Origin of the sequence: Streptomyces thermolilacinus SPC6, from assembly GCF_000478605.2 — a bacterium.
GTDB lineage: Bacteria > Actinomycetota > Actinomycetes > Streptomycetales > Streptomycetaceae > Streptomyces > Streptomyces thermolilacinus.
Genome location: NZ_ASHX02000001.1, coordinates 5,308,890 through 5,325,985, shown reverse-complemented (window position 1 = coordinate 5,325,985; position 17,096 = coordinate 5,308,890). Strand labels below are relative to the sequence as shown.

The window sequence follows — 17,096 nt, the reverse complement described above, 5'->3', positions numbered from 1 at the left end:
CGCGGGGCGCGGGCGCCGCTAGCATGCGGCGCGTGAACGCCGACGTGCCTGCCGACGACGTGACCGTTGCCGACGTGCCTGCCGGCGAGGTGTCCGCCGACGACGTGCCGCTGCTGGACGACCTCGTGCCGTGGTCCGTGCCGCCGCTGCGGCTGGGCCGGGAGTGGGTGGCCGCGCCGGACCGGTCCACGCTGCGGGCCCGCTGGGACGCGCTGATGGCGGCCGGCGGCCCGGAGCGGGAGGCGCTGTTCTGGCCGAGCCGGGCCCGTACGCCGCGCAGCGCGGTGGCGGCGCTGCCGGGGCAGCGGACGGGGACGGTGCGCTTCGCGCGCGAGGACGGGCCCTGCCCGGAGCCGGTACGGATCGCGTACGGGCCGTTCGACGAGCGGTGGCTGCTGCCGGACCACCGGCTGATCGACGTGGCGCGCCCCGAGCTGTGGCGGGTCGCCGACGACCGGCAGGTCTTCGCGGTGGAGCAGGGCTACGTGCCCGGGGCGGCGGGTCCCGCGCTGCTGGTGACCGCCCCGCTCCCGGACGGCCGCTCCCCCTCCGGGCGCCCCGGCCGCGTACGCCCCCTGTACCGGCGGCCCGGCGGGCGGGAGCCGAACATCGCGCCGGGCCTCGCGGAGCTGCTGCGCGGCCACCACGGGCGGGCGCCCTCCCCCGAGGAGCTGCTGGCGTGGGCGGTCGCGGTGGCGGCGCCGTCCCCGGCCGGGTGCCGGGTGCCGCTGACCGCCGACCCGGGGCTGTGGGCGGCGGGCGTGGCGCTGGGGCGGCGCGCCGTGGACGTCCAGCTGCGGGGCGCGCGGGGCGGGGAGCGGCCGCGCCTGCCGGGCGGGCGGCGGCCCTACGTTCGGGCCGCGCTGCCGCCGTGGCCCGAGGCGCTGGAGTACGACGCCGGGGACGAGGTCCTGCGGGTGGGCGCGGGCCGGGTCGCGCCCGTACCGGCGGAGGCGTGGGAGTACCAGGTCGGCGGGGTGCGGGTGCTGCCGCTGTGGTTCGAGCGGCGGACGGCGGCGGCCGAGCCGGGCACCCTGGAGGCGGTCCGCCCGTCGGCCTGGCCGCAGGAGTGGACGTCCGAGCTGCTGGAGCTGATCACCGTACTGGCGCTGCTCGCCGCCCTGGACCGGGAGCGCGCCGCCCTGGCGGACCGCCTCGGGGCCGCGCCGCTCACCCGCACGGCGCTGCGGGCCGCGGGGGTGCTGCCGCACCCGCGGGCCGCCCGGCGCCCGGCGTCGGTGCTGGACCACCACGAGGAGGGCCCGGAGGGGCAGTTCGCCCTGCTGTGATCCCGCGGGCCCGAACCTCCTGCGGGCCCCCATGCGCGTCACCGTGCGGGCGCCCAGCCCTGCGGGCCCCCATGCGCGCCACCGTGCGGGCCCGCGTCAGGCGAAGCCGTCCAGGACGCGCAGGACGGCCCGTTCGAACACCGCGTCCGGGTCCTGCGGTGGCGCCGGGGCCTCGGCGAACAACGCGGCCAGCCTCGGGTACCGGCCGGTCGAGAGCTGCCGCGCCAGGTAGGCGTCGCGCACGGCCTGCTCCTGCTCCGCCGACCAGGGCACCGCGCGGGCCCGCTCCGCGACGGCGAACTCGTTGACGACGTACGTCATGACGGAGCCGTTCACCATGGCGACGCACTCCAGTTTCGTGCCGGGCGGCACGTCCAGCGGCTCCAGGTAGCCCAGGCACGCCTCCAGGTACCGCAGGGCGTTCGGGCCGGACGCGTAGAACGTCGTCATCACCCGGTGCAGCCACGGGTGGCGGTGCATGATCGCCCGCGTCTGGCGGGCCGTCGCCAGCATGTCCGCGCGCCAGTCGCCGGTCGGCTCGGGCAGCTCGTACTCGCCGCTGACCTCGTCGACCATCAGCTCGTACAGGTCCTCCTTGCGCGGCACGTAGTTGTACAGCGACATCGTGCCGCAGCCCAGCTCGGCGGCGACGCGGCGCATCGACACGGCCTCCACGCCGTGCGCGTCCGCCAGGCGCACCGCCGCCGCCGCGATGTCGGCGCGGCTGTACGCCGGTTTCGGGCCCCTCCCGGTGCGCTCGGGGCGCGCCCAGATCACTTCCGGTTCGGCCGCTCGGCCCGCCATTGATCATCACCTCGCCTCCCATCGTAGTTACGTACACCGTACGTAGTGAGCTACAGTCATCGCATGGCAACTACGTACGCTGTACTTAGTGAAGGTGTCCAGAAGCGTTTCGGCGAGGTGCGGGCCCTGCGCGGGCTGGACCTCGCGGTCGCGGAGGGCACGGTCTGCGGGGTCCTCGGGCCGAACGGGGCGGGCAAGACGACCGCCGTACGGGTGCTGACCACGCTCCTCCCGCCGGACGCGGGCAGCGCCCGGGTCGCCGGGTACGACGTGCTGCGGCAGCCCGCCGAGGTGCGCCGCCACATCGGCGTGACCGGCCAGTACGCCTCCGTGGACGGCGACCTGACGGGCGCGGAGAACCTGCGCCTCTTCGCCCGGCTGCTGCGGGCTCCGAAGTCCCGCGCGGACGAGCTGCTGGAGCGGTTCGGACTCGCGGAGGCCGCGGGGCGCCCGGCGCGCACGTACTCGGGCGGGATGCGCCGTCGCCTCGACCTGGCGGCCAGTCTGATCGTCCGGCCGCGCGTGCTGTTCCTGGACGAGCCGACGACCGGCCTCGACCCGCACAGCCGCAACGGCATCTGGGACGCCGTGCGCGAACTGGCCGCCGAGGGCACGGCGGTGCTGCTCACCACGCAGTACCTGGAGGAGGCCGACCGGCTCGCCCAGGACATCGTGCTGATCGACGGAGGCCGGGTCGCGCACCGGGGCAGCCCCGCGGAGCTGAAGGCGACGCTCGGCCGCCGTGTGGAGGTCGTCGTAGGGGACCCCGCCGCCCTCCCGGCCGCCGCGGCCGTGCTGGACCGCCTCACGGGGGCGGAGCCCGTCCTGGACGCCGAGGCCGGGACCACCGCGGCGGTGGCCGCCGACCCGACGCTGACCCTGCCCCGCGTCGTACGGGAGCTGGACGCGGCCGGGGTGCTGGTCCTGGACGCGGCGCTGCGCCCGCCGACGCTCGACGAGGTGTTCCTGCGCCTCACCGCTCACACCCGCACCAGCCGCCCCGAGGAGGCCGCCGCGTGAACGCCCTCGCCCACGACGGGACCGCCGTCGTCGGACGTCATCTGCGCCGGATCGCGCACGCCCCGGCGATCACGGTCATGACGCAGACGATGCCGGTCGTGTTCCTGCTGTTCTTCGGGTACGTCTTCGGCAGCGCCGTCGCGATGCCGGGCGCCGACTACCGGGCTTTCCTGGTGCCGGGGCTGCTGGTCGCGACGGCCGCGAACGGCGTGATGACCGGTATGTTCACCGCCGCGCAGGACTCCCACCGGGGCGTGATGGACCGGTTCCGCACCCTGCCTATGAGCAGGGCGGCCGTACCGCTGGGGCAGGCGGTGGCGGATCTGCTGACGGCGGCCGTGGGGATGGTGCCGCTGTTGCTGGTGGGGCTCGCGATGGGCTGGCGGATCGAGGGCGGTCCGCTGCGCGCGGCGGGCGCGTTCGGTCTGCTGCTGCTGTTCCGGTTCGCGACGACGTGGGTGGGCATCCTGCTGGGCCTGGCGTCGCGCAGCGAGGAGGCGGCGGGTCAGCTGGGCGGCGCCACGTTCATGCTGCCGCTGCTGTCGAACGCGTACATCCCGGCCGAGGGGATGCCCGGCTGGCTGCGCGCGGTGGCCGAGTGGAACCCGATCTCGGCGGTGACGACGGCCGTACGGGACCTCTTCGGCAACGCCCCGGTCCCGGCGGACGCCGCGTGGCCGGTCGCGCACCCGGTGGCGGGCGCGGTGGCCTGGTCGCTGGTGCTGCTGGCCCTGGCGGCCCCGGCGGCGGTACGGCGCTACGCGCGGCCGGAGGGGTGACAAAGGTGGCCCGTACACGATAGGTACGGCTGTCATGAGCACCCAACCGATGCCCCGGCCGCTCCCGCTCCCGCTCGACGGGGTCACCGTCGTCGCCGTCGAGCAGGCCGTCTCGGCACCGTTCGCGACCCGCCAGCTCGCCGACCTGGGGGCGCGGGTGATCAAGGTGGAGCGGCCGGACGGGGGCGACTTCGCGCGCGGCTACGACACGGCCGCGCGCGGGCTCGCCTCGCACTTCGTGTGGTGCAACCGGGGCAAGGAGTCCCTGGCCGTCGATCTGAAGGACCCGCGCGGGATCGCCCTGGTCCGGCGGCTGATCGGGCGCGCGGACGTGTTCGTGCAGAACCTGGCGCAGGGCGCGGCGGCCCGGCTGGGCCTGGACACGGCGACGCTGTGCGCGGCGCACCCGCGTCTGGTGGCGGTGGACGTCTCCGGGTACGGGCCGGACGGGCCGTACGCGCACAAGCGGGCGTACGACATGCTCGTGCAGTGCGAGGCGGGGCTCGTGTCGGTGACGGGTACGCCGGAGCGGCCGGTGAAGGCGGGCGTACCCGCGGCGGACATCGCGGCGGGGATGTACGCGTTCTCGGGGGTGCTGGCGGCGCTGCTGCGGCGGGCGACGACGGGGCTCGGCGGGCCGGTGGAGGTGTCGATGCTGGAGGCGCTGGCCGAGTGGATGGGCCATCCGCTGCACCACGGGATGCACGGCGGCGAGGCCCCGGCGCGCACGGGCGTCGCGCACGCGGTGATCGCCCCGTACGACGCCTACGCGACGGCGGACGGCGGGCAGGTGCTGCTGTCGGTGCAGAACGACCGGGAGTGGCGGCGCCTGACCGAACAGGTGTTGAGGCGGCCCGAGTTGGGCGAGGACCCGGCGTTCGCGACGAACCGGGCGCGGGTGGCGAACCGGGAGCGCACCGACGCGCTGGTCGGGGCGGCGCTGGCGGCGCTGGGCACGGCGGACGCGCTGGAGCGGCTGGAGGCGGCGGGGATCGCGTGCGCCCGGCTGAACACAGTCGCGGACGTGGCCGCGCATCCGCAGCTCGCGGCGCGGGACCGGTGGCGGGAGGTCGGCTCGCCGGTGGGCCCGCTGCGGGCGCTGCTGCCGCCGATCACCCTGCCGGGCGGCCCCGAGCCGGTGATGGGCGCGGTGCCGGAGCTGGGCGAGCACACGGACGCGGTGCTGCGGGAGCTGGGCGTGGACGCGCGGGAGTGCGCGCGGCTGCGGCGGGAGGGTGTGGTCGCGTGAGGGCGGGGGCGGCTGCTGACCGCCGGTCGCCGGCCGCACGGGAGCCGGGGTGCCGCGCGTGGGGCCGGGTGGCCGTCGCGTGGGCCGGGGGCCTCGACGCGGGCCTCGCGGGGCGGGCTTGGGTGTGGTCGCGTACGAGGCGGGTGGCGGTCGCGGTACGGGGCGGGCGGCGCGGGTCGGGACCGTGGGCGGGGGTGCGGTCCCGGGGAGGGCGGGGCGGCGAGCGGGTCCTGTCGGCGCAGGCTCGGCCGCCCCGGAGCCGAAGCGTCCTGAGGGAGGGCCCGTCTCAGCCGTGGTTGCCGAAGAGTGAGCGGCGCAGTCGGCGGAGCGGTGCGAAGAGCGAGACGCGCGCGCTCCTGCTGCGATGCCTGCGTGCGACGTCACGCGACGTCAGTTCCAGCATGAGGGACGTGGCCTCGGCGGTCTCGCGCTGCGGGATGGCGGGGCCTCCGAGCACCGCGAGGTGGCGGTCGAGACGCGAACTGGTCGCGCTGCTCCCGCAGGTGATGGCAGGCACGCGTGGCCTGCTGCGCATTGCTATCTGTTCCATGACACTCCCCACCCGTACAAGGGCACCCGGCCCGGGCCAACGTTAACCCTATCGTCCCCGCATCGCAGTCGTGTATCCCGGTATCGCCATTCACCGCACACATAAGCGGGTTGGCGGTGACTCTTCGAATACGTCTGGTTCCAGGGTGAGTTGGAAGGGCGTCCGGCGCTCTCGGCGGGGTGCGGAGCGAAGTGCCGAGCGGGGCGCGGGGAGGGGTGCCGAGGGGCGCGCCCGAGGGGTCGTGGGAAGGGCCCGCGGGAGGGCCGTTCGCGGGCGGTGGCGTGACGGCCGGGCGGCGGGGTGTGCTCGACCCCCGCCGCCCGGCCGGGCGGTGCGCCCGCCGCTACGCGGCGTTCCGGAAGGCCGGGAGGTAGCCGCCCGACTGACCGGCGGCCGTCGGGTGGTACGACTCGCCGATGTTGAGCCAGTTGACGCTGTGCAGCCACGGGGAGCCGGAGCAGATCTCGTGGCCGGTGAAGTTCGACACGACGCCGGCCCAGGCGAAGCCGTGGTCGGCGGCGCGCTTGGCCAGGGCGGTGTTGAGGTGGTCGGCGGCGCCGTTGATGGCGCGCCGCTCGTTCTCGGTCAGCCCGGCGATGCAGCTGCCGTCGAGCTTGTAGAAGCGCGGGTAGCCGAGGACGACGACCCGGGCGGCCGGGGCCTTGCCGCGGATGGCCCGGTACGTGGTGTCGAGGCGGCCGGGCAGCGTCGTATCGACGTAGCTCTTGGCCTGGTTGACGCGTGAGATGCAGGTGGCCTCGGACTGGAGGACGCAGGTGGTCATCACGTCGGCGAAGCCCGCGTCGTTGCCGCCGACGGTGAGGGAGACGAGGTCCGTCCCGCTGTTGAGCGGCCCGAGCTGGCTAGCCGTCACATCGGTCGTCTGCGCGCCCGAGCAGGCGGTGAACGCGAACGACGACGGGGCGTTGGCGGCCGCCCAGAGGGCGGGGTAGGCGCGGGGTGTGCGCTTGCACGAGCCGCTGGCGGTGTCGTACGCGCCGGCTCCGACGCCGGAGGAGTAGGAGTCGCCGAGAGCCACGTAGTCGACGGCGGCCGAGGAGTTGGCCTGCGCGGCCCCCGCACCGGTCAGCGTGAGAGCGGCACCGAGGAAGAGCGAAGACGCGAGAGCGGCAACGCGGGACGTTTTCAATGGAACCCCCTGTTAGCAGGATCACTGCGTGACCCTTGGTAGCAGGGCGCCGTGTGCATGCCAATAGACACGACAGCAATCGCTTGGACATTCGCCCGAACGGAGCGGCGCGTTCCGTGCACGACGCCCAACTCGGGTGCGCGCCGGTGGTGTTGGGCTGACCTGCGCGCTTCTCCCGCGCGCCCGGCCGACCGCCCTTCGGCGCACTCCGCCGGGGCGGTCTCCGGTCCCCGCGACACACCGGACGTTCACCCGGCCGACGGACAACCTTCCTTCGCGCGTACGGGGTCCGGGGCGCCCGCGCGAGGCGGCTCGGGGCGGTGCGTCCACGGCCGGGACGCGCCACCGGACGAGGGCATCCGCGACGGGGCCACGCGGCGCCGGGCGGCGGGCGCGGACCGGACACGCGGCGCGGCGGGGGCAAAAACCGGTGCGGGCGAGGCGGGTGTGCCGGATCATGGGGCCATGTCAGCCAACCCGCAGGACGCCCTGCCGATCCGGCTCACCGTGGACGACAGCGACTCCCCCTCCGACGTGGTGGACGCGCTGTTCCTCGGCCGTTTCACGACCGGTGAGCAGCCGCACTCGCGCAGCCGCAGCCTCGACCGGGTGAAGCCGGGGGCGACGCTGCTCCCTCCGGGCGCGGCCGTGCTGCGCTCGGCCCGCGCGGACGACCGCAGCGCCGTTCTCGCGGAGGGCGAGGGCTGGACGCTGCTCGTCTCCCGCTGGAGCCGCGGCGCCGACGTCACGGTCACCGCCGTGGACGACGGCCTCGCCGAACGGGTACTCGCACAGGCGACGGACGGCGCGCAGGACGAGCCGGAGCCGCGCCCCGACGACGTGGCCATGGGCTTCTGGTACATGTCGCCGCGCCGCGGCCCGTACCGGACGACCCGCCAGATCGCCGCCGGCGCCTGGGAGGACGTACGGCCCAACTACACGGCGCCCGTCGCGGACGCGCTGGACCGGCTGATGAAGGTCACGCCCGACGACGTCTCGGGGCGGCTGCTGCTCCTGCACGGCCCGCCGGGCACCGGCAAGACGTCCGCGCTGCGCACCCTCGCCCGGGAGTGGCGGGACTGGTGCCAGGTGGACTGCGTCCTCGACCCCGAGCGGCTGTTCGGGGACATCGGCTATCTGATGGACATCGCGATCGGCGAGGACGACGGCACGGCCAAGAGCCGCTGGCGGCTGCTGCTCCTGGAGGACTGCGACGAGCTGATCCGCGGCGAGGCCAAGCACACGGCGGGGCAGGCCCTGTCGCGGCTGCTGAACCTCACGGACGGGCTGCTGGGCCAGGGGCGCAACGTCCTGGTGGGCGTCACCACCAACGAGGACCTGGAGCGCCTGCACCCCGCGGTCGTCCGGCCCGGCCGGTGCCTGGCCCGCGTGGAGGTGGGGCCGCTGACCCGCGCCGAGGCGGTCGGCTGGCTGGGCCGGGAGGACGGCGTCGGCCGCGAGGGCGCCACCCTCGCGGAGCTGTACGCCCTGCGGCGCGGCACCAGCCCGACGGCGCTGCCCGAGCCCCGCACTCCGAGCGCGGGGCTGTACCTGTAGGGCGCGCGGCAGGCGTACGAGGTCGCGAGCCCGGCGTACCCGTACGCCCGTACGCCCCTGCCGCGCGCGCCGCGTGGGCCCCGTAGGCGCGCTCTACGACCCGTACACCGCGCGCAGCGCGTCGGTCACCGCCGACTGGGCCTCGGCGCGGGTGAGGCCCAGTCGGCGGGCCTCACGGGCGTAGGCGGCGGCCGCCGCGGCCGCGTGGCGTTCGGCGGCGTCGCCCGCCGCGGCGACGTACGTTCCGGCGCGGCCCCGGGTCTCGATCACGCCGTCCGTCTCCAGCGCCCGGTACGCCTTGGCGACCGTGTTCGCGGCGAGACCCAGCTCCTCCGCCAGTCCTCGGACGGTGGGCAGCTTGTAGCCGACCGGCAGCCTGCCGGACCGGGCCTGTCCGGCGATCTGGGCGCGCAGCTGCTCGTACGGCGCGGTCGTCGACTCCGGGTCGAGGGCGATCTTCAGCGTCACGCGGCCGATTCTCCCCCACCGGGCGGAAATCCGGAGGCGGCGGGGGCGGTGGCGCGCGTAGCGTCGGCGTCCATGACTGTGATCGTCCGTGAGTTCCAGCCCGCCGACGCGGCGGCGGCCGTACGGGTGCGGCGCGCCGCCGCGCCGTACACCGTCACGACACCCGCGTCCATGGTGAACGAGCACCGGGCCGCGCCGCCCGCCCGCCGCTATCTGATGCTCGTGGCCGAGCGGGACGGGGAGGTCGTCGGCTACGCCAACGCGGGCCTGGCGTACGAGAGTTCCGAGCCGGGGCAGGCGTTCGCGACGCCGCTCGTCGATCCGGCCCACCGGGGCCACGGGGTGGGCGGGGCGCTGCTGGGCACCGCCGAGGAGTACCTGGCGGGCCTCGGCGCCAGAGAGGTGTACACCTGGGTGCTGGACGCGCCGGAGTGCAGGGCGTTCGCCGGGGCGCGCGGCTACCGGCCCACGCGCACCCTGCGCTACCAGCGGCTCGACCTGGCCTCCGCCGCGCTGCCGGAGCCGCCGGACGTGCTGCCGCCCGGTGTGGAGCTGCGTACGGCGGCGGACTTCGCGGCCGACCCGCGGCCGGTGTACGCGGCGGACGTGGAGGTCACGGCGGACGAGCCGACCGACATCCCGTTCGGCCCGGTCGACTACGAGGAGTGGCTCGCCGACACCTGGAACGACCCGCTGCTCGACCGGGAGCTGACGGCGGTGGTGCTGGTGGACGGGGCCGTCGCCGCGTTCAGCGCCGCCCACACGGACGGCGAGGGGCGGTACGTGTCGGCGATGACGGGCACGCTGCGCGCCCACCGGGGGCGGGGCCTCGCCACGCTCGCCAAGGCCGAGTCGCTGCGCCGGGCCCGCGCGGCCGGGTGTGTGGAGGCGTACACGAGCAACGACTCCGAGAACGGCCCGATGCTCGCGATCAACCGGCGCTTCGGGTACGAGCCGTGCGCGACGGAGGTGCGCCATGTCCGCACGCTCGGGTGACGTCGTGGACGTCGTCCTCGTGAAGGCGGGGCGTACGAAGATCCGTTACACGGCCGAGGTGGTGTCCGACGACGGCACGGTGCTCACCGTCCGCGCGGCGTGGGCGGGCGAGGGAGTGCGGGACTTCGGCTTCGTGCGGTTCGAGCCCGGGGACGTGTTCACCGAGCACTACCGGCGGGACCGGTGGTACTCGGTGAAGGAGGTGCGGGCCGCCGACGGGACGCTGAAGGGCTGGTACTGCGACATCACCCGGCCCGCCGACGTGCGGGAGGCGGAGGTCGTCGTGGAGGACCTGGACCTGGACCTGTGGGTGTCGGCGGACCGGCGGCTCGTACTGCGCCTGGACGAGGACGAGTTCGCGGCGAGCGGCCTCGCCGGGCGGGACCCGGACGCGGCCGCCCGCGCGGTGGAGGCGCTGGACGCGCTGGAGGCCCTGGCCCGTCAGGGCAGCGACTTGCGGTAGTGGACGCGGTCGTAGGGGCCGTCCTTGCGGCGCTCGACGACCTCGTAGCCGTACCGCTCGTACATCCGCTGGTTCTCCCACATCATCGCGTTCGTCAGCAGCCGCACCTCGGGGAGGCCGAGTGCGCGGGCGCGGTCCTCGACGAAGGCGAGGAGGCGGCGGCCGAGGCCGGTGCCCTGGGCGTCGGGGTGGACGGCGACGTTGTCGAGGTACAGGTGGCCGGGCTCGGCGCGGACGACGACCAGGCCGCGTACCGGGTCCCCGGCGACGAACACCCGCCCCGCCGCCACGTCGGCGGCGTGGTCCGCCTCCATCGGGGCCGGTACGAGACCGATCCGCTCGATGTAGTGGTGGTAGGCCGCGTCGGTGACGGCCCGCACGGCGGGCACGTCGGCGGGGGCGGCGGGGCGGATGCCGTCGGGACCGGTGCGGTCGGAGGCGTTGCCGCCGGTGCCGGTGCCGGTGCCGGTGCCGTCGGGGCGGATGCCGTCGGGGGCGTTCGTCATACCGTCAGATTACGACGGCGGTTGATCACCTTGCCGATCAGCGGCCAGGCCAGCAGCAGCGCGACCACCGCGTACACGGCGACGGAGAACGGCGTGTTCACCAGGCCGGTGAGGCTGCCGTCGCTGATCTGCAGGGCGCGGCGCAGCTGCTGTTCGGCGGCCGGGCCGAGGATGACCCCGATCACGGCGGGCAGCACCGGCAGCCCGTAGCGCCGCATGCCGAACCCGATGAGGCCGATGACCAGCAGGATCACCAGGTCCAGCGCCTCGCCGCCGACCGCGTAGGCGCCGACGGAGGCGAAGAACAGGATGCCCGCGTACAGATAGGGGCGGGGCACCCGCAGCAGCTTCGCCCACACGGGCGCGAGCGGCAGGTTCAGCGCCAGCAGCAGCACCATCCCGATGAACAGGGAGGCGATCAGGCCCCACACGAGCTGCGGTTCGCGTTCGAACAGCAGCGGGCCCGGCTGGATGCCGTACTGCTGGAACGCGGCGAGCATGACGGCGGCGACGGCCGTCGTGGGCAGCCCCAGGGTGAGCATCGAGACGAGGGTTCCGGCGGCGGAGGCGGACGCGGCGGACTCGGGTCCCGCCACACCCTCGATGGCGCCGCGCCCGAACTCGTCGCGGTGCTTCGACAGCCGCTTCTCCGTGACGTACGACAGGAACGTCGGGATCTCGGCGCCGCCGGCCGGGATCGCGCCGAACGGGAAGCCGATGAGCGGGCCGCGCAGCCACGGCTTCCAGGTGCGGCGCAGGTCGGAGCGGCCCAGCCAGGGACGGCCGACGGGGATGGCCTCGGCGCCGTGGCGGCGCAGGTGCGCGGCGACCCACAGGGCCTCGCCGATGGCGAAGAGGCCGACCGCGACGATGACCACGTCGATGCCGTCGGCGAGTTGGAGCGAGCCGAAGGTGAGCCGGGCCTGGCCGGTCATCCGGTCGAGGCCGACCAGACCGATGGTGAGGCCGATCAGCAGGGCGGCGAAGCCCCGGACGCGGGACCTGCCGAGTACGGAGGTGACGGCGATGAACGCCAGCACCATGATGGCGAAGTAGTCGGGCGCGCCGATGTCCACGGCGAGCGCGGCGACGACCGGGGCGAGCGCCACCAGCAGGACCGTGCCGATCAGGCCGCCCGCGAAGTGGCCGCCCGCCGCGGCGGCGAGCGCCTGGGCGCCGCGCCCCGCCTTCGCCATGGGGTTGCCTTCGATGGCGGCGACGACGGCGGCGCTCTCGCCGGGGGTGTTGAGCAGGATCGAGGTGGTCGAGCCGCCGAACATGGCGCCGTAGTAGATGCCCGCGAACATGATGAACGCGCCGGTCGGCTCCAGCCCGTAGGTGACGGGCAGCAGCAGCGCGACGGCCATGGCGGGACCGATGCCCGGCAGGACGCCGATGGCGGTGCCGAGGAGCACGCCGACCGCGGCCCACAGCAGGTTGACCGGGGTGAGGGCGGTGCCGAAGCCGTCGATGAGGGAGTTCAGGGAATCCATCAGATCACTCCCATGAGCGGGCCGCCGGGCAGCGGGACGCCCAGCAGATGGTCGAAGAGGAAGTACGTGACGAAGGAGAGGACCGCCGCGACGAGCGGGTCCCGGTCGGTGCGGCGGCTGCCCAGCGCGTACGCGCAGCCCCAGAAGAGGAGCGCGCCGGAGACCGGGAAGCCGAGCGGGCCGATGAGGACGGCGTTGCCGAGGAACACCCCGACGAGGAGCAGCACGGTCCGCCAGTCGGCGGGCTCGGACAGGTCGACGTCCTCGCCGCCCTCGGCCTCGCCGCGCCCGCCGCGCAGCACGTCCGCGGTGAGGAGTACGGCGACGAGGAGCAGTCCGGCGCCGACGACGAGCGGCACGGTGCGGGGGCCGACGGGGCCGCGCTGGGCGAGGTCCACGCTCATGGTGACGGCGTCGGTGAGGACGAGGACGCCGAGGAGGAAGAGGAGGGCGCCGACGCCGAGTTCGGAGTGCTCCCGCAGCCAGGCACGGCGGCCGCGGGCCGGGGGCCGGGTCGCGGCCGGGGCCGGCGCCGGGGTCGGGGTCGGGGTCGCGGCAGGGGGCTGGGCCGGGTCGGGGACGGGGTTCGGGGTCGGGGACTGGGGGGTCACAGGCCGAGCTCCTTCAGGACGTCGGCGACGCGCTGGTCCTGCGCGTCGAGGAAGGCGCCGAACTCCTCGCCCGCGAGGAACGCGTCGGTCCAGCCGTTCTTCTCCAGGGACGCCCGCCACTGCGGGGAGTCGTGCAGCTTGGTGACCAGGCCGACGAGCTTGTCCCGTTCGGTCTCGGTGAGGCCGGGCGGGGCGACGATGCCGCGCCAGTTGGTGAACTCCGTGTCGAGGCCGGACTCGCGGAGCGTGGGCGCGTCGATGCCGGGGACGCGCTGCGCGCCGGTGACGGCGAGGACGCGCAGCTCGCCCGCCTCGATCTGGTCCAGGTACTCGCCGACGCCGGAGACCCCGAAGGCCACCTTGTCGCCGAGGATCGACGCGAGGAGCTCGCCGCCGCCGTCGAACGGCACGTAGTTCACCGACTTCGGCGGGATCCCGGCCGCCTGCGCCATCAGCATCGGCGCGAGGTGGTCGGGGCCGCCCGGCGATGAGCCGCCGCCGACGGGCAGCTTGCCCGGGGCGGCCTTCCAGGCGGCCAGCAGGTCCCCCAGGGTCCGGTACGGGGAGTTCTTCGACACGACGACGATGTCCTGCTCCTCGGTGAGCCGGGCGATGGGCGTCGTGTCGGCGAGGGTCGTGGGCGCCTTGTTCGTGTGGACGGCTCCGACGACGCCGAGGCCCATGGACATGGCGAGGCGGCCGTTGCCGTGTTCGCCGACGAGGGAGGCGAGGCCGACGGTGCCGCCCGCGCCGGGCAGGTTGAACACCTCGACGTCGCCGGTCAGACCGGCCTCCTCGGCGTTCTTCGCCGCCGTGCGGGCGGTGATGTCGTAGCCGCCGCCGGGCGTGTTGGGGACCATGAGGCGCAGGCCGGGGATGTGGGTGCCCGTGTCGGAGCCGCTGCCGGGCTGGAGCAGCGGCGGCCCCACGAGCACCAGCAGTGCCGCCCCGAGCAGGGCGAGGGGAGTGCGCAGTCGCACGGGTGCCGCCTTTCGGTGCCGGGTAGGGAGAGGTGGCCCACATGTTGCCCGCGCGTTAAGAACATGTCTCCGTTCCGCAATCAACGGACGTTGTGGTCGTTGTGGTCGCCGCCTAGCGTTCGGTGGATGACGAGGGTGCTGGTGGTGGACGACGACTTCATGGTCGCCAAGGTGCACAGCCGCTACGTCTCCGCGGTGGACGGCTTCACGGTCGCCGGGGTGGCGCACAGCGGCGCCGACGCGCTGCGCGCCGCCCGCGAGCTGCGCCCCGACCTGCTGCTGCTCGATGTGTACCTGCCGGACATGGACGGCATCGACGTGCTGCGTGCGGTACGGGCGGAGGAGGAGCGCGCCGGGCGGGGCGGGGCGCACGCGGACGCCCTGTTCATCACGGCCGCGCGGGACGCGGAGACGGTCCGCTCGGCGCTGCGGGCGGGCGCCCTGCACTACCTGATCAAGCCGTTCAGCCAGGCCGCGCTGCGGGAGCAGCTGTTGCACGCGGCGTCCGTGCGGTCGCGTCTGGCCGGGCTGGCCGAGGCCCGCCAGGAGGACGTGGACCGGATCTTCGGCACCCGGCCGCGCGCCTCGCGGGAGCTGCCGAAGGGTCTCGCCGCGCACACGGCGGACCTGGTGGAGCGCATCCTGCGGGAGCACCCGGAGGGGCTCTCGGCGACGGAGTGCGCGGAGGCGGGCTCCCTGTCGCGGGTGAGCGCCCGCCGCTATCTGGAGTACTTCGCGGAGACCGGCCGCGCCGAGGTCACCCTCCGCTACGGCGGCACGGGCCGCCCGGAACGCCGCTACCGGCACGTGGGCTGAGGCGCGGGGCGCGTCGGCGCGCGGGGACGTACGGCGGGGCGGCTCCGCGAGCTTTCCGAGGGGACGCTCAACAGCGCCTTAAGCGGAGCCTAAGGATCACCGTTCACCGCCGTGAGCAGGGGATTTCCCCGCTGTGAGGGGCTAGCGTGCTGCGCGCCGGGCCCGGCAGCCCCCACCTCGTCCGTCCCCGAAGGAGAACCACCCGTGAGTACTCCGCGTACCGCGGCCACCGCCGTCGCCCTCGCCGTCGTCCCGCTCGCCCTGGCCGGTGCCACCGCCTCGCCCGCCGCCGCGCACGGCTCGATGACCGACCCCGTCAGCCGCGTCTCGGCCTGCCACGCCGAGGGTCCGGAGAGCCCCGACTCGGCGGCCTGCCGTGCGGCGGTCGCCGCGAGCGGGACCCAGGCGTTCTACGACTGGAACGAGGTCAACATCCCGGACGCCGCGGGACGGCACCGGTCGGTCATCCCGGACGGCAGGCTGTGCGGCGCCGGCCGCGACAAGTACAAGGGCCTCGACCTGCCGCGCGCCGACTGGCCGGCGAGCACGATGACCGCGGGCCCGCACACCTTCCGGTACCGGGCGACGGCGCCGCACCGCGGGACGTTCGAGCTGTACGTCACGAAGCCGGGCTACGACCCGGCGAAGCCGCTGACCTGGGCGGACCTGGAGGACAAGCCGTTCGCGAAGGTCACCGACCCTAAGCTGGTGAACGGCTCGTACGTGTTCGACGGCACCGTCCCGGCCCGGTCCGGCCGCCATCTGATCTACTCCGTGTGGCAGCGGTCCGACTCCCCCGAGGCGTTCTACACCTGCTCCGACGTGGTGTTCGGCGGCGGCGCGGGTACGGGCGGCCCGGCCGCGTCGGCGCCGAGCGAGCAGCAGATCGCGAAGGACGCGGCCAAGTCGACCGTCGACCACGCCGGCCACGGCGGCGACGGGCCCGACGACGGCCACGGGGACGGCGGCCACGACGACGGGCACGGTACGCCCCCGGCCGCCCCGGACGGCGGCGCTCCGGGCGCCGGGGCCGGGCCCTCCCCGCTGGCCGGCGCGGCTTCGAGCCCGGCACCCGGCACCGGGGCGGGCACCGGGGCGAGCGCCGCCCCGGCCGCGCCGAACCTCGCGGCGACCGGCGGCGACGGCACCACCTTGTACCTCGCCGCCACCGGGGTCGCCGTCCTCGGCGGGGGCGCGGCGCTCCTGTTCCGCGCGGCGCGCCGCCGGGCCTCCTGACACCGCGCCGGTACGCCGCTCGGGCCCGGGCGCCGCTCGGGCCCGGGCGGCTCAGGGCCCAGCCCCGGACCCGAGCGGCCCCGGTCGTGCGTCGGTCCTGCGCGTCAGCCCAGGACCGACGCGCAGGTGGTGGGCGTCGCCCGGGCGGGGTCGAGCGCGTTCGCGACCTCGTGGAACGCGATCCGGTCGAACAGCCCGATCGCCAGATGCTCCGAGAGGTCGAGCGGGCACAGGTCCTGGAGCAGCACGTTCCGGACGTTCGGCCCGTCGAGGAACGAGGAGCGGTACGGGGTGACCACCTCGTCGTACTTCGTGGCGATGACGGTGTAGCGGACGCCCGGCACGGTGTCGCCGCCCTCGTTGAGCCTCTGGAGGAACGGCGAGCCCGCGATCTGGTCGGCGAGGGCCGGGGTCTTCTCGCTGATCAGGTCGGCGGCGCCGGGAAAGTACGGCAGGAGCCGGGTGAGGCCGAACAGGGTCGTGCCGTGGTTGGAGGGCGCGATGCCGACGAGGGCGTTCACCTTCTCGGCGCCACCGAGGAACTTCAGGTAGTGACGGGGCATCATGCCGCCCTGCGAGTGGCCGACGAGGTCCGCCTCGGGGGCGCCGGTCGCGTCGAGGACCCGGTCGACGTACGCGTCGAGCTGCTCGGCGGACTTCGCGACGGGGCCGAGGCCGTGGAAGAACGGCACGCCGGGCAGCTGCCCGTAGTCGAGGGAGAAGACGCAGTAGCCGCGCCGCACCAGATAGGGGGCGAGTCCCAGCCAGTTGTCCACGGAGTTGCCGAGCGTGCCGTGGACGAGGACGACGGGGCGCGGGTGGGCGGCGGACGGCTTGCAGGAGTAGTCGTTCCACCCCGCGTGGGTCACGGTGGTGGCGGCCCGGGCGGTGCCGGCCGGGGCGAGGACGGCGGCGGCTGTGAGGAGAAGGACGGCGGTCAGGGCTCGCAGGGCACGCCGCAGAGCGGCGGGCGGGCGCGGGGGCAGCATCAGGCGGTCTCCTGGCGGCTCGAGGAAAAGGGCGACGGCGGTACGCCCCAGCGGCCCGGACCACTGATGGGGGGGATGGTGCGCGGCGTGGGGGCCGCGCTTCGGCCAAGTTACGTAGGGGCGGCCTCAAGAGGGAAGTT

18 protein-coding genes are annotated in these 17,096 nt (G+C 75.2%); 9 read left to right on the top strand and 9 right to left on the bottom strand.

The window, feature by feature from the left end; translation table 11 throughout:
• Positions 1–23 precede the first annotated feature (23 nt).
• A complete protein-coding gene (locus J116_RS23040; protein WP_023589447.1) occupies positions 24–1,289 on the top strand; it encodes a type ISP restriction/modification enzyme in 1,266 nt (421 codons plus the stop codon).
• A gap of 96 nt (positions 1,290–1,385) precedes the next feature.
• Here the strand turns inward: J116_RS23040 and J116_RS23035 are convergent, their stop codons facing one another.
• Positions 1,386–2,093, bottom strand: a complete 708-nt coding sequence (locus J116_RS23035; protein WP_023589446.1) for a TetR/AcrR family transcriptional regulator — start codon at positions 2,091–2,093, stop codon at positions 1,386–1,388.
• Between the two features lie 63 nt (positions 2,094–2,156).
• Here J116_RS23035 and J116_RS23030 point away from each other — a divergent pair, with 63 nt between their 5' ends.
• The 3 genes from J116_RS23030 to J116_RS23020 are packed head-to-tail and all read left to right on the top strand — an operon-like array spanning position 2,157 to position 5,141.
• Positions 2,157–3,113 (top strand): daunorubicin resistance protein DrrA family ABC transporter ATP-binding protein, encoded by a 957-nt coding sequence (locus J116_RS23030; RefSeq protein ID WP_023589445.1) that lies wholly within the window; start codon positions 2,157–2,159, stop codon positions 3,111–3,113.
• Positions 3,110–3,892 carry an ABC transporter permease gene (locus J116_RS23025; protein ID WP_023589444.1) on the top strand — a complete coding sequence of 261 codons (783 nt, stop codon included), beginning with the start codon at positions 3,110–3,112 and terminating at the stop codon, positions 3,890–3,892. The genes J116_RS23030 and J116_RS23025 overlap by 4 nt, the downstream gene beginning before the upstream one ends.
• 34 nt (positions 3,893–3,926) lie before the next feature.
• A complete protein-coding gene (locus tag J116_RS23020; protein WP_028964431.1) occupies positions 3,927–5,141 on the top strand; it encodes a CaiB/BaiF CoA transferase family protein in 1,215 nt (404 codons plus the stop codon).
• Positions 5,142–5,427: 286 nt separating this feature from the next.
• On the opposite strand, the gene J116_RS23015 is transcribed toward J116_RS23020, so the two are convergent.
• Positions 5,428–5,691, bottom strand: coding sequence for a hypothetical protein (locus tag J116_RS23015; RefSeq protein ID WP_028964430.1), 264 nt, complete (start codon positions 5,689–5,691; stop codon positions 5,428–5,430).
• Positions 5,692–6,034: 343 nt separating this feature from the next.
• On the bottom strand, positions 6,035–6,841 hold the full coding sequence (locus J116_RS23010; RefSeq protein WP_023589441.1) for an SGNH/GDSL hydrolase family protein: 807 nt from the start codon (positions 6,839–6,841) through the stop codon (positions 6,035–6,037).
• Positions 6,842–7,306: 465 nt separating this feature from the next.
• On the opposite strand from J116_RS23010, the gene J116_RS23005 reads away from it, so the two are divergent.
• Positions 7,307–8,398 (top strand): DUF5925 domain-containing protein, encoded by a 1,092-nt coding sequence (locus J116_RS23005; protein ID WP_023589440.1) that lies wholly within the window; start codon positions 7,307–7,309, stop codon positions 8,396–8,398.
• Between the two features lie 93 nt (positions 8,399–8,491).
• Here J116_RS23005 and J116_RS23000 read toward each other — a convergent pair whose 3' ends face one another.
• Complete coding sequence (locus J116_RS23000) at positions 8,492–8,866, bottom strand: GntR family transcriptional regulator (RefSeq protein WP_023589439.1); 375 nt, start codon at positions 8,864–8,866, stop codon at positions 8,492–8,494.
• A 72-nt stretch (positions 8,867–8,938) separates the two neighbouring features.
• Here J116_RS23000 and J116_RS22995 point away from each other — a divergent pair, with 72 nt between their 5' ends.
• The gene (locus J116_RS22995) at positions 8,939–9,862 is read left to right on the top strand and encodes a GNAT family N-acetyltransferase (protein ID WP_028964429.1); all 924 of its coding nucleotides are present in this window, start codon (positions 8,939–8,941) and stop codon (positions 9,860–9,862) included.
• On the top strand, positions 9,843–10,325 hold the full coding sequence (locus J116_RS22990) for a DUF402 domain-containing protein (RefSeq protein ID WP_023589437.1): 483 nt from the start codon (positions 9,843–9,845) through the stop codon (positions 10,323–10,325). The genes J116_RS22995 and J116_RS22990 overlap by 20 nt, the downstream gene beginning before the upstream one ends.
• On the opposite strand, the gene J116_RS22985 is transcribed toward J116_RS22990, so the two are convergent.
• From J116_RS22985 to J116_RS22970, 4 genes are read right to left on the bottom strand one after another with little or no spacing between them, the layout of a single operon-like run.
• Positions 10,304–10,831: a GNAT family N-acetyltransferase gene (locus J116_RS22985; protein WP_023589436.1), complete on the bottom strand. Its 528-nt coding sequence runs from the start codon at positions 10,829–10,831 to the stop codon at positions 10,304–10,306. The genes J116_RS22990 and J116_RS22985 overlap by 22 nt on opposite strands.
• A complete protein-coding gene (locus tag J116_RS22980) occupies positions 10,828–12,324 on the bottom strand; it encodes a tripartite tricarboxylate transporter permease (RefSeq protein ID WP_023589435.1) in 1,497 nt (498 codons plus the stop codon). The genes J116_RS22985 and J116_RS22980 overlap by 4 nt, the downstream gene beginning before the upstream one ends.
• The gene (locus tag J116_RS22975; RefSeq protein WP_023589434.1) at positions 12,324–12,935 is read right to left on the bottom strand and encodes a tripartite tricarboxylate transporter TctB family protein; all 612 of its coding nucleotides are present in this window, start codon (positions 12,933–12,935) and stop codon (positions 12,324–12,326) included. Before J116_RS22975 ends, J116_RS22980 begins: the two co-directional genes overlap by 1 nt.
• Complete coding sequence (locus J116_RS22970; RefSeq protein WP_023589433.1) at positions 12,932–13,915, bottom strand: Bug family tripartite tricarboxylate transporter substrate binding protein; 984 nt, start codon at positions 13,913–13,915, stop codon at positions 12,932–12,934. The genes J116_RS22975 and J116_RS22970 overlap by 4 nt, the downstream gene beginning before the upstream one ends.
• A 126-nt stretch (positions 13,916–14,041) precedes the next feature.
• On the opposite strand from J116_RS22970, the gene J116_RS22965 reads away from it, so the two are divergent.
• Both J116_RS22965 and J116_RS22960 read left to right on the top strand, forming a co-directional pair.
• On the top strand, positions 14,042–14,731 hold the full coding sequence (locus tag J116_RS22965; RefSeq protein WP_023589432.1) for a response regulator: 690 nt from the start codon (positions 14,042–14,044) through the stop codon (positions 14,729–14,731).
• Between the two features lie 204 nt (positions 14,732–14,935).
• Complete coding sequence (locus tag J116_RS22960; RefSeq protein WP_023589431.1) at positions 14,936–15,967, top strand: lytic polysaccharide monooxygenase auxiliary activity family 9 protein; 1,032 nt, start codon at positions 14,936–14,938, stop codon at positions 15,965–15,967.
• A gap of 104 nt (positions 15,968–16,071) precedes the next feature.
• Here J116_RS22960 and J116_RS22955 read toward each other — a convergent pair whose 3' ends face one another.
• Positions 16,072–16,956: an esterase/lipase family protein gene (locus tag J116_RS22955; protein WP_023589430.1), complete on the bottom strand. Its 885-nt coding sequence runs from the start codon at positions 16,954–16,956 to the stop codon at positions 16,072–16,074.
• Positions 16,957–17,096: the final 140 nt, after the last annotated feature.

Coding starts and splice junctions, on each gene's coding strand:
- J116_RS22990 (WP_023589437.1), top strand. CDS start 9,843: ATGTCCGCACGCTCGGGTGACGTCGTGGACGTCGTCCTCGTGAAGGCG.
- J116_RS23005 (WP_023589440.1), top strand. CDS start 7,307: ATGTCAGCCAACCCGCAGGACGCCCTGCCGATCCGGCTCACCGTGGAC.
- J116_RS22980 (WP_023589435.1), bottom strand. CDS start 12,324: ATGGATTCCCTGAACTCCCTCATCGACGGCTTCGGCACCGCCCTCACC.
- J116_RS23015 (WP_028964430.1), bottom strand. CDS start 5,691: ATGGAACAGATAGCAATGCGCAGCAGGCCACGCGTGCCTGCCATCACC.
- J116_RS22965 (WP_023589432.1), top strand. CDS start 14,042: ATGACGAGGGTGCTGGTGGTGGACGACGACTTCATGGTCGCCAAGGTG.
- J116_RS22985 (WP_023589436.1), bottom strand. CDS start 10,831: ATGACGAACGCCCCCGACGGCATCCGCCCCGACGGCACCGGCACCGGC.
- J116_RS23030 (WP_023589445.1), top strand. CDS start 2,157: ATGGCAACTACGTACGCTGTACTTAGTGAAGGTGTCCAGAAGCGTTTC.
- J116_RS23040 (WP_023589447.1), top strand. CDS start 24: ATGCGGCGCGTGAACGCCGACGTGCCTGCCGACGACGTGACCGTTGCC.
- J116_RS22995 (WP_028964429.1), top strand. CDS start 8,939: ATGACTGTGATCGTCCGTGAGTTCCAGCCCGCCGACGCGGCGGCGGCC.
- J116_RS22955 (WP_023589430.1), bottom strand. CDS start 16,956: ATGCTGCCCCCGCGCCCGCCCGCCGCTCTGCGGCGTGCCCTGCGAGCC.
- J116_RS23020 (WP_028964431.1), top strand. CDS start 3,927: ATGAGCACCCAACCGATGCCCCGGCCGCTCCCGCTCCCGCTCGACGGG.
- J116_RS23035 (WP_023589446.1), bottom strand. CDS start 2,093: ATGGCGGGCCGAGCGGCCGAACCGGAAGTGATCTGGGCGCGCCCCGAG.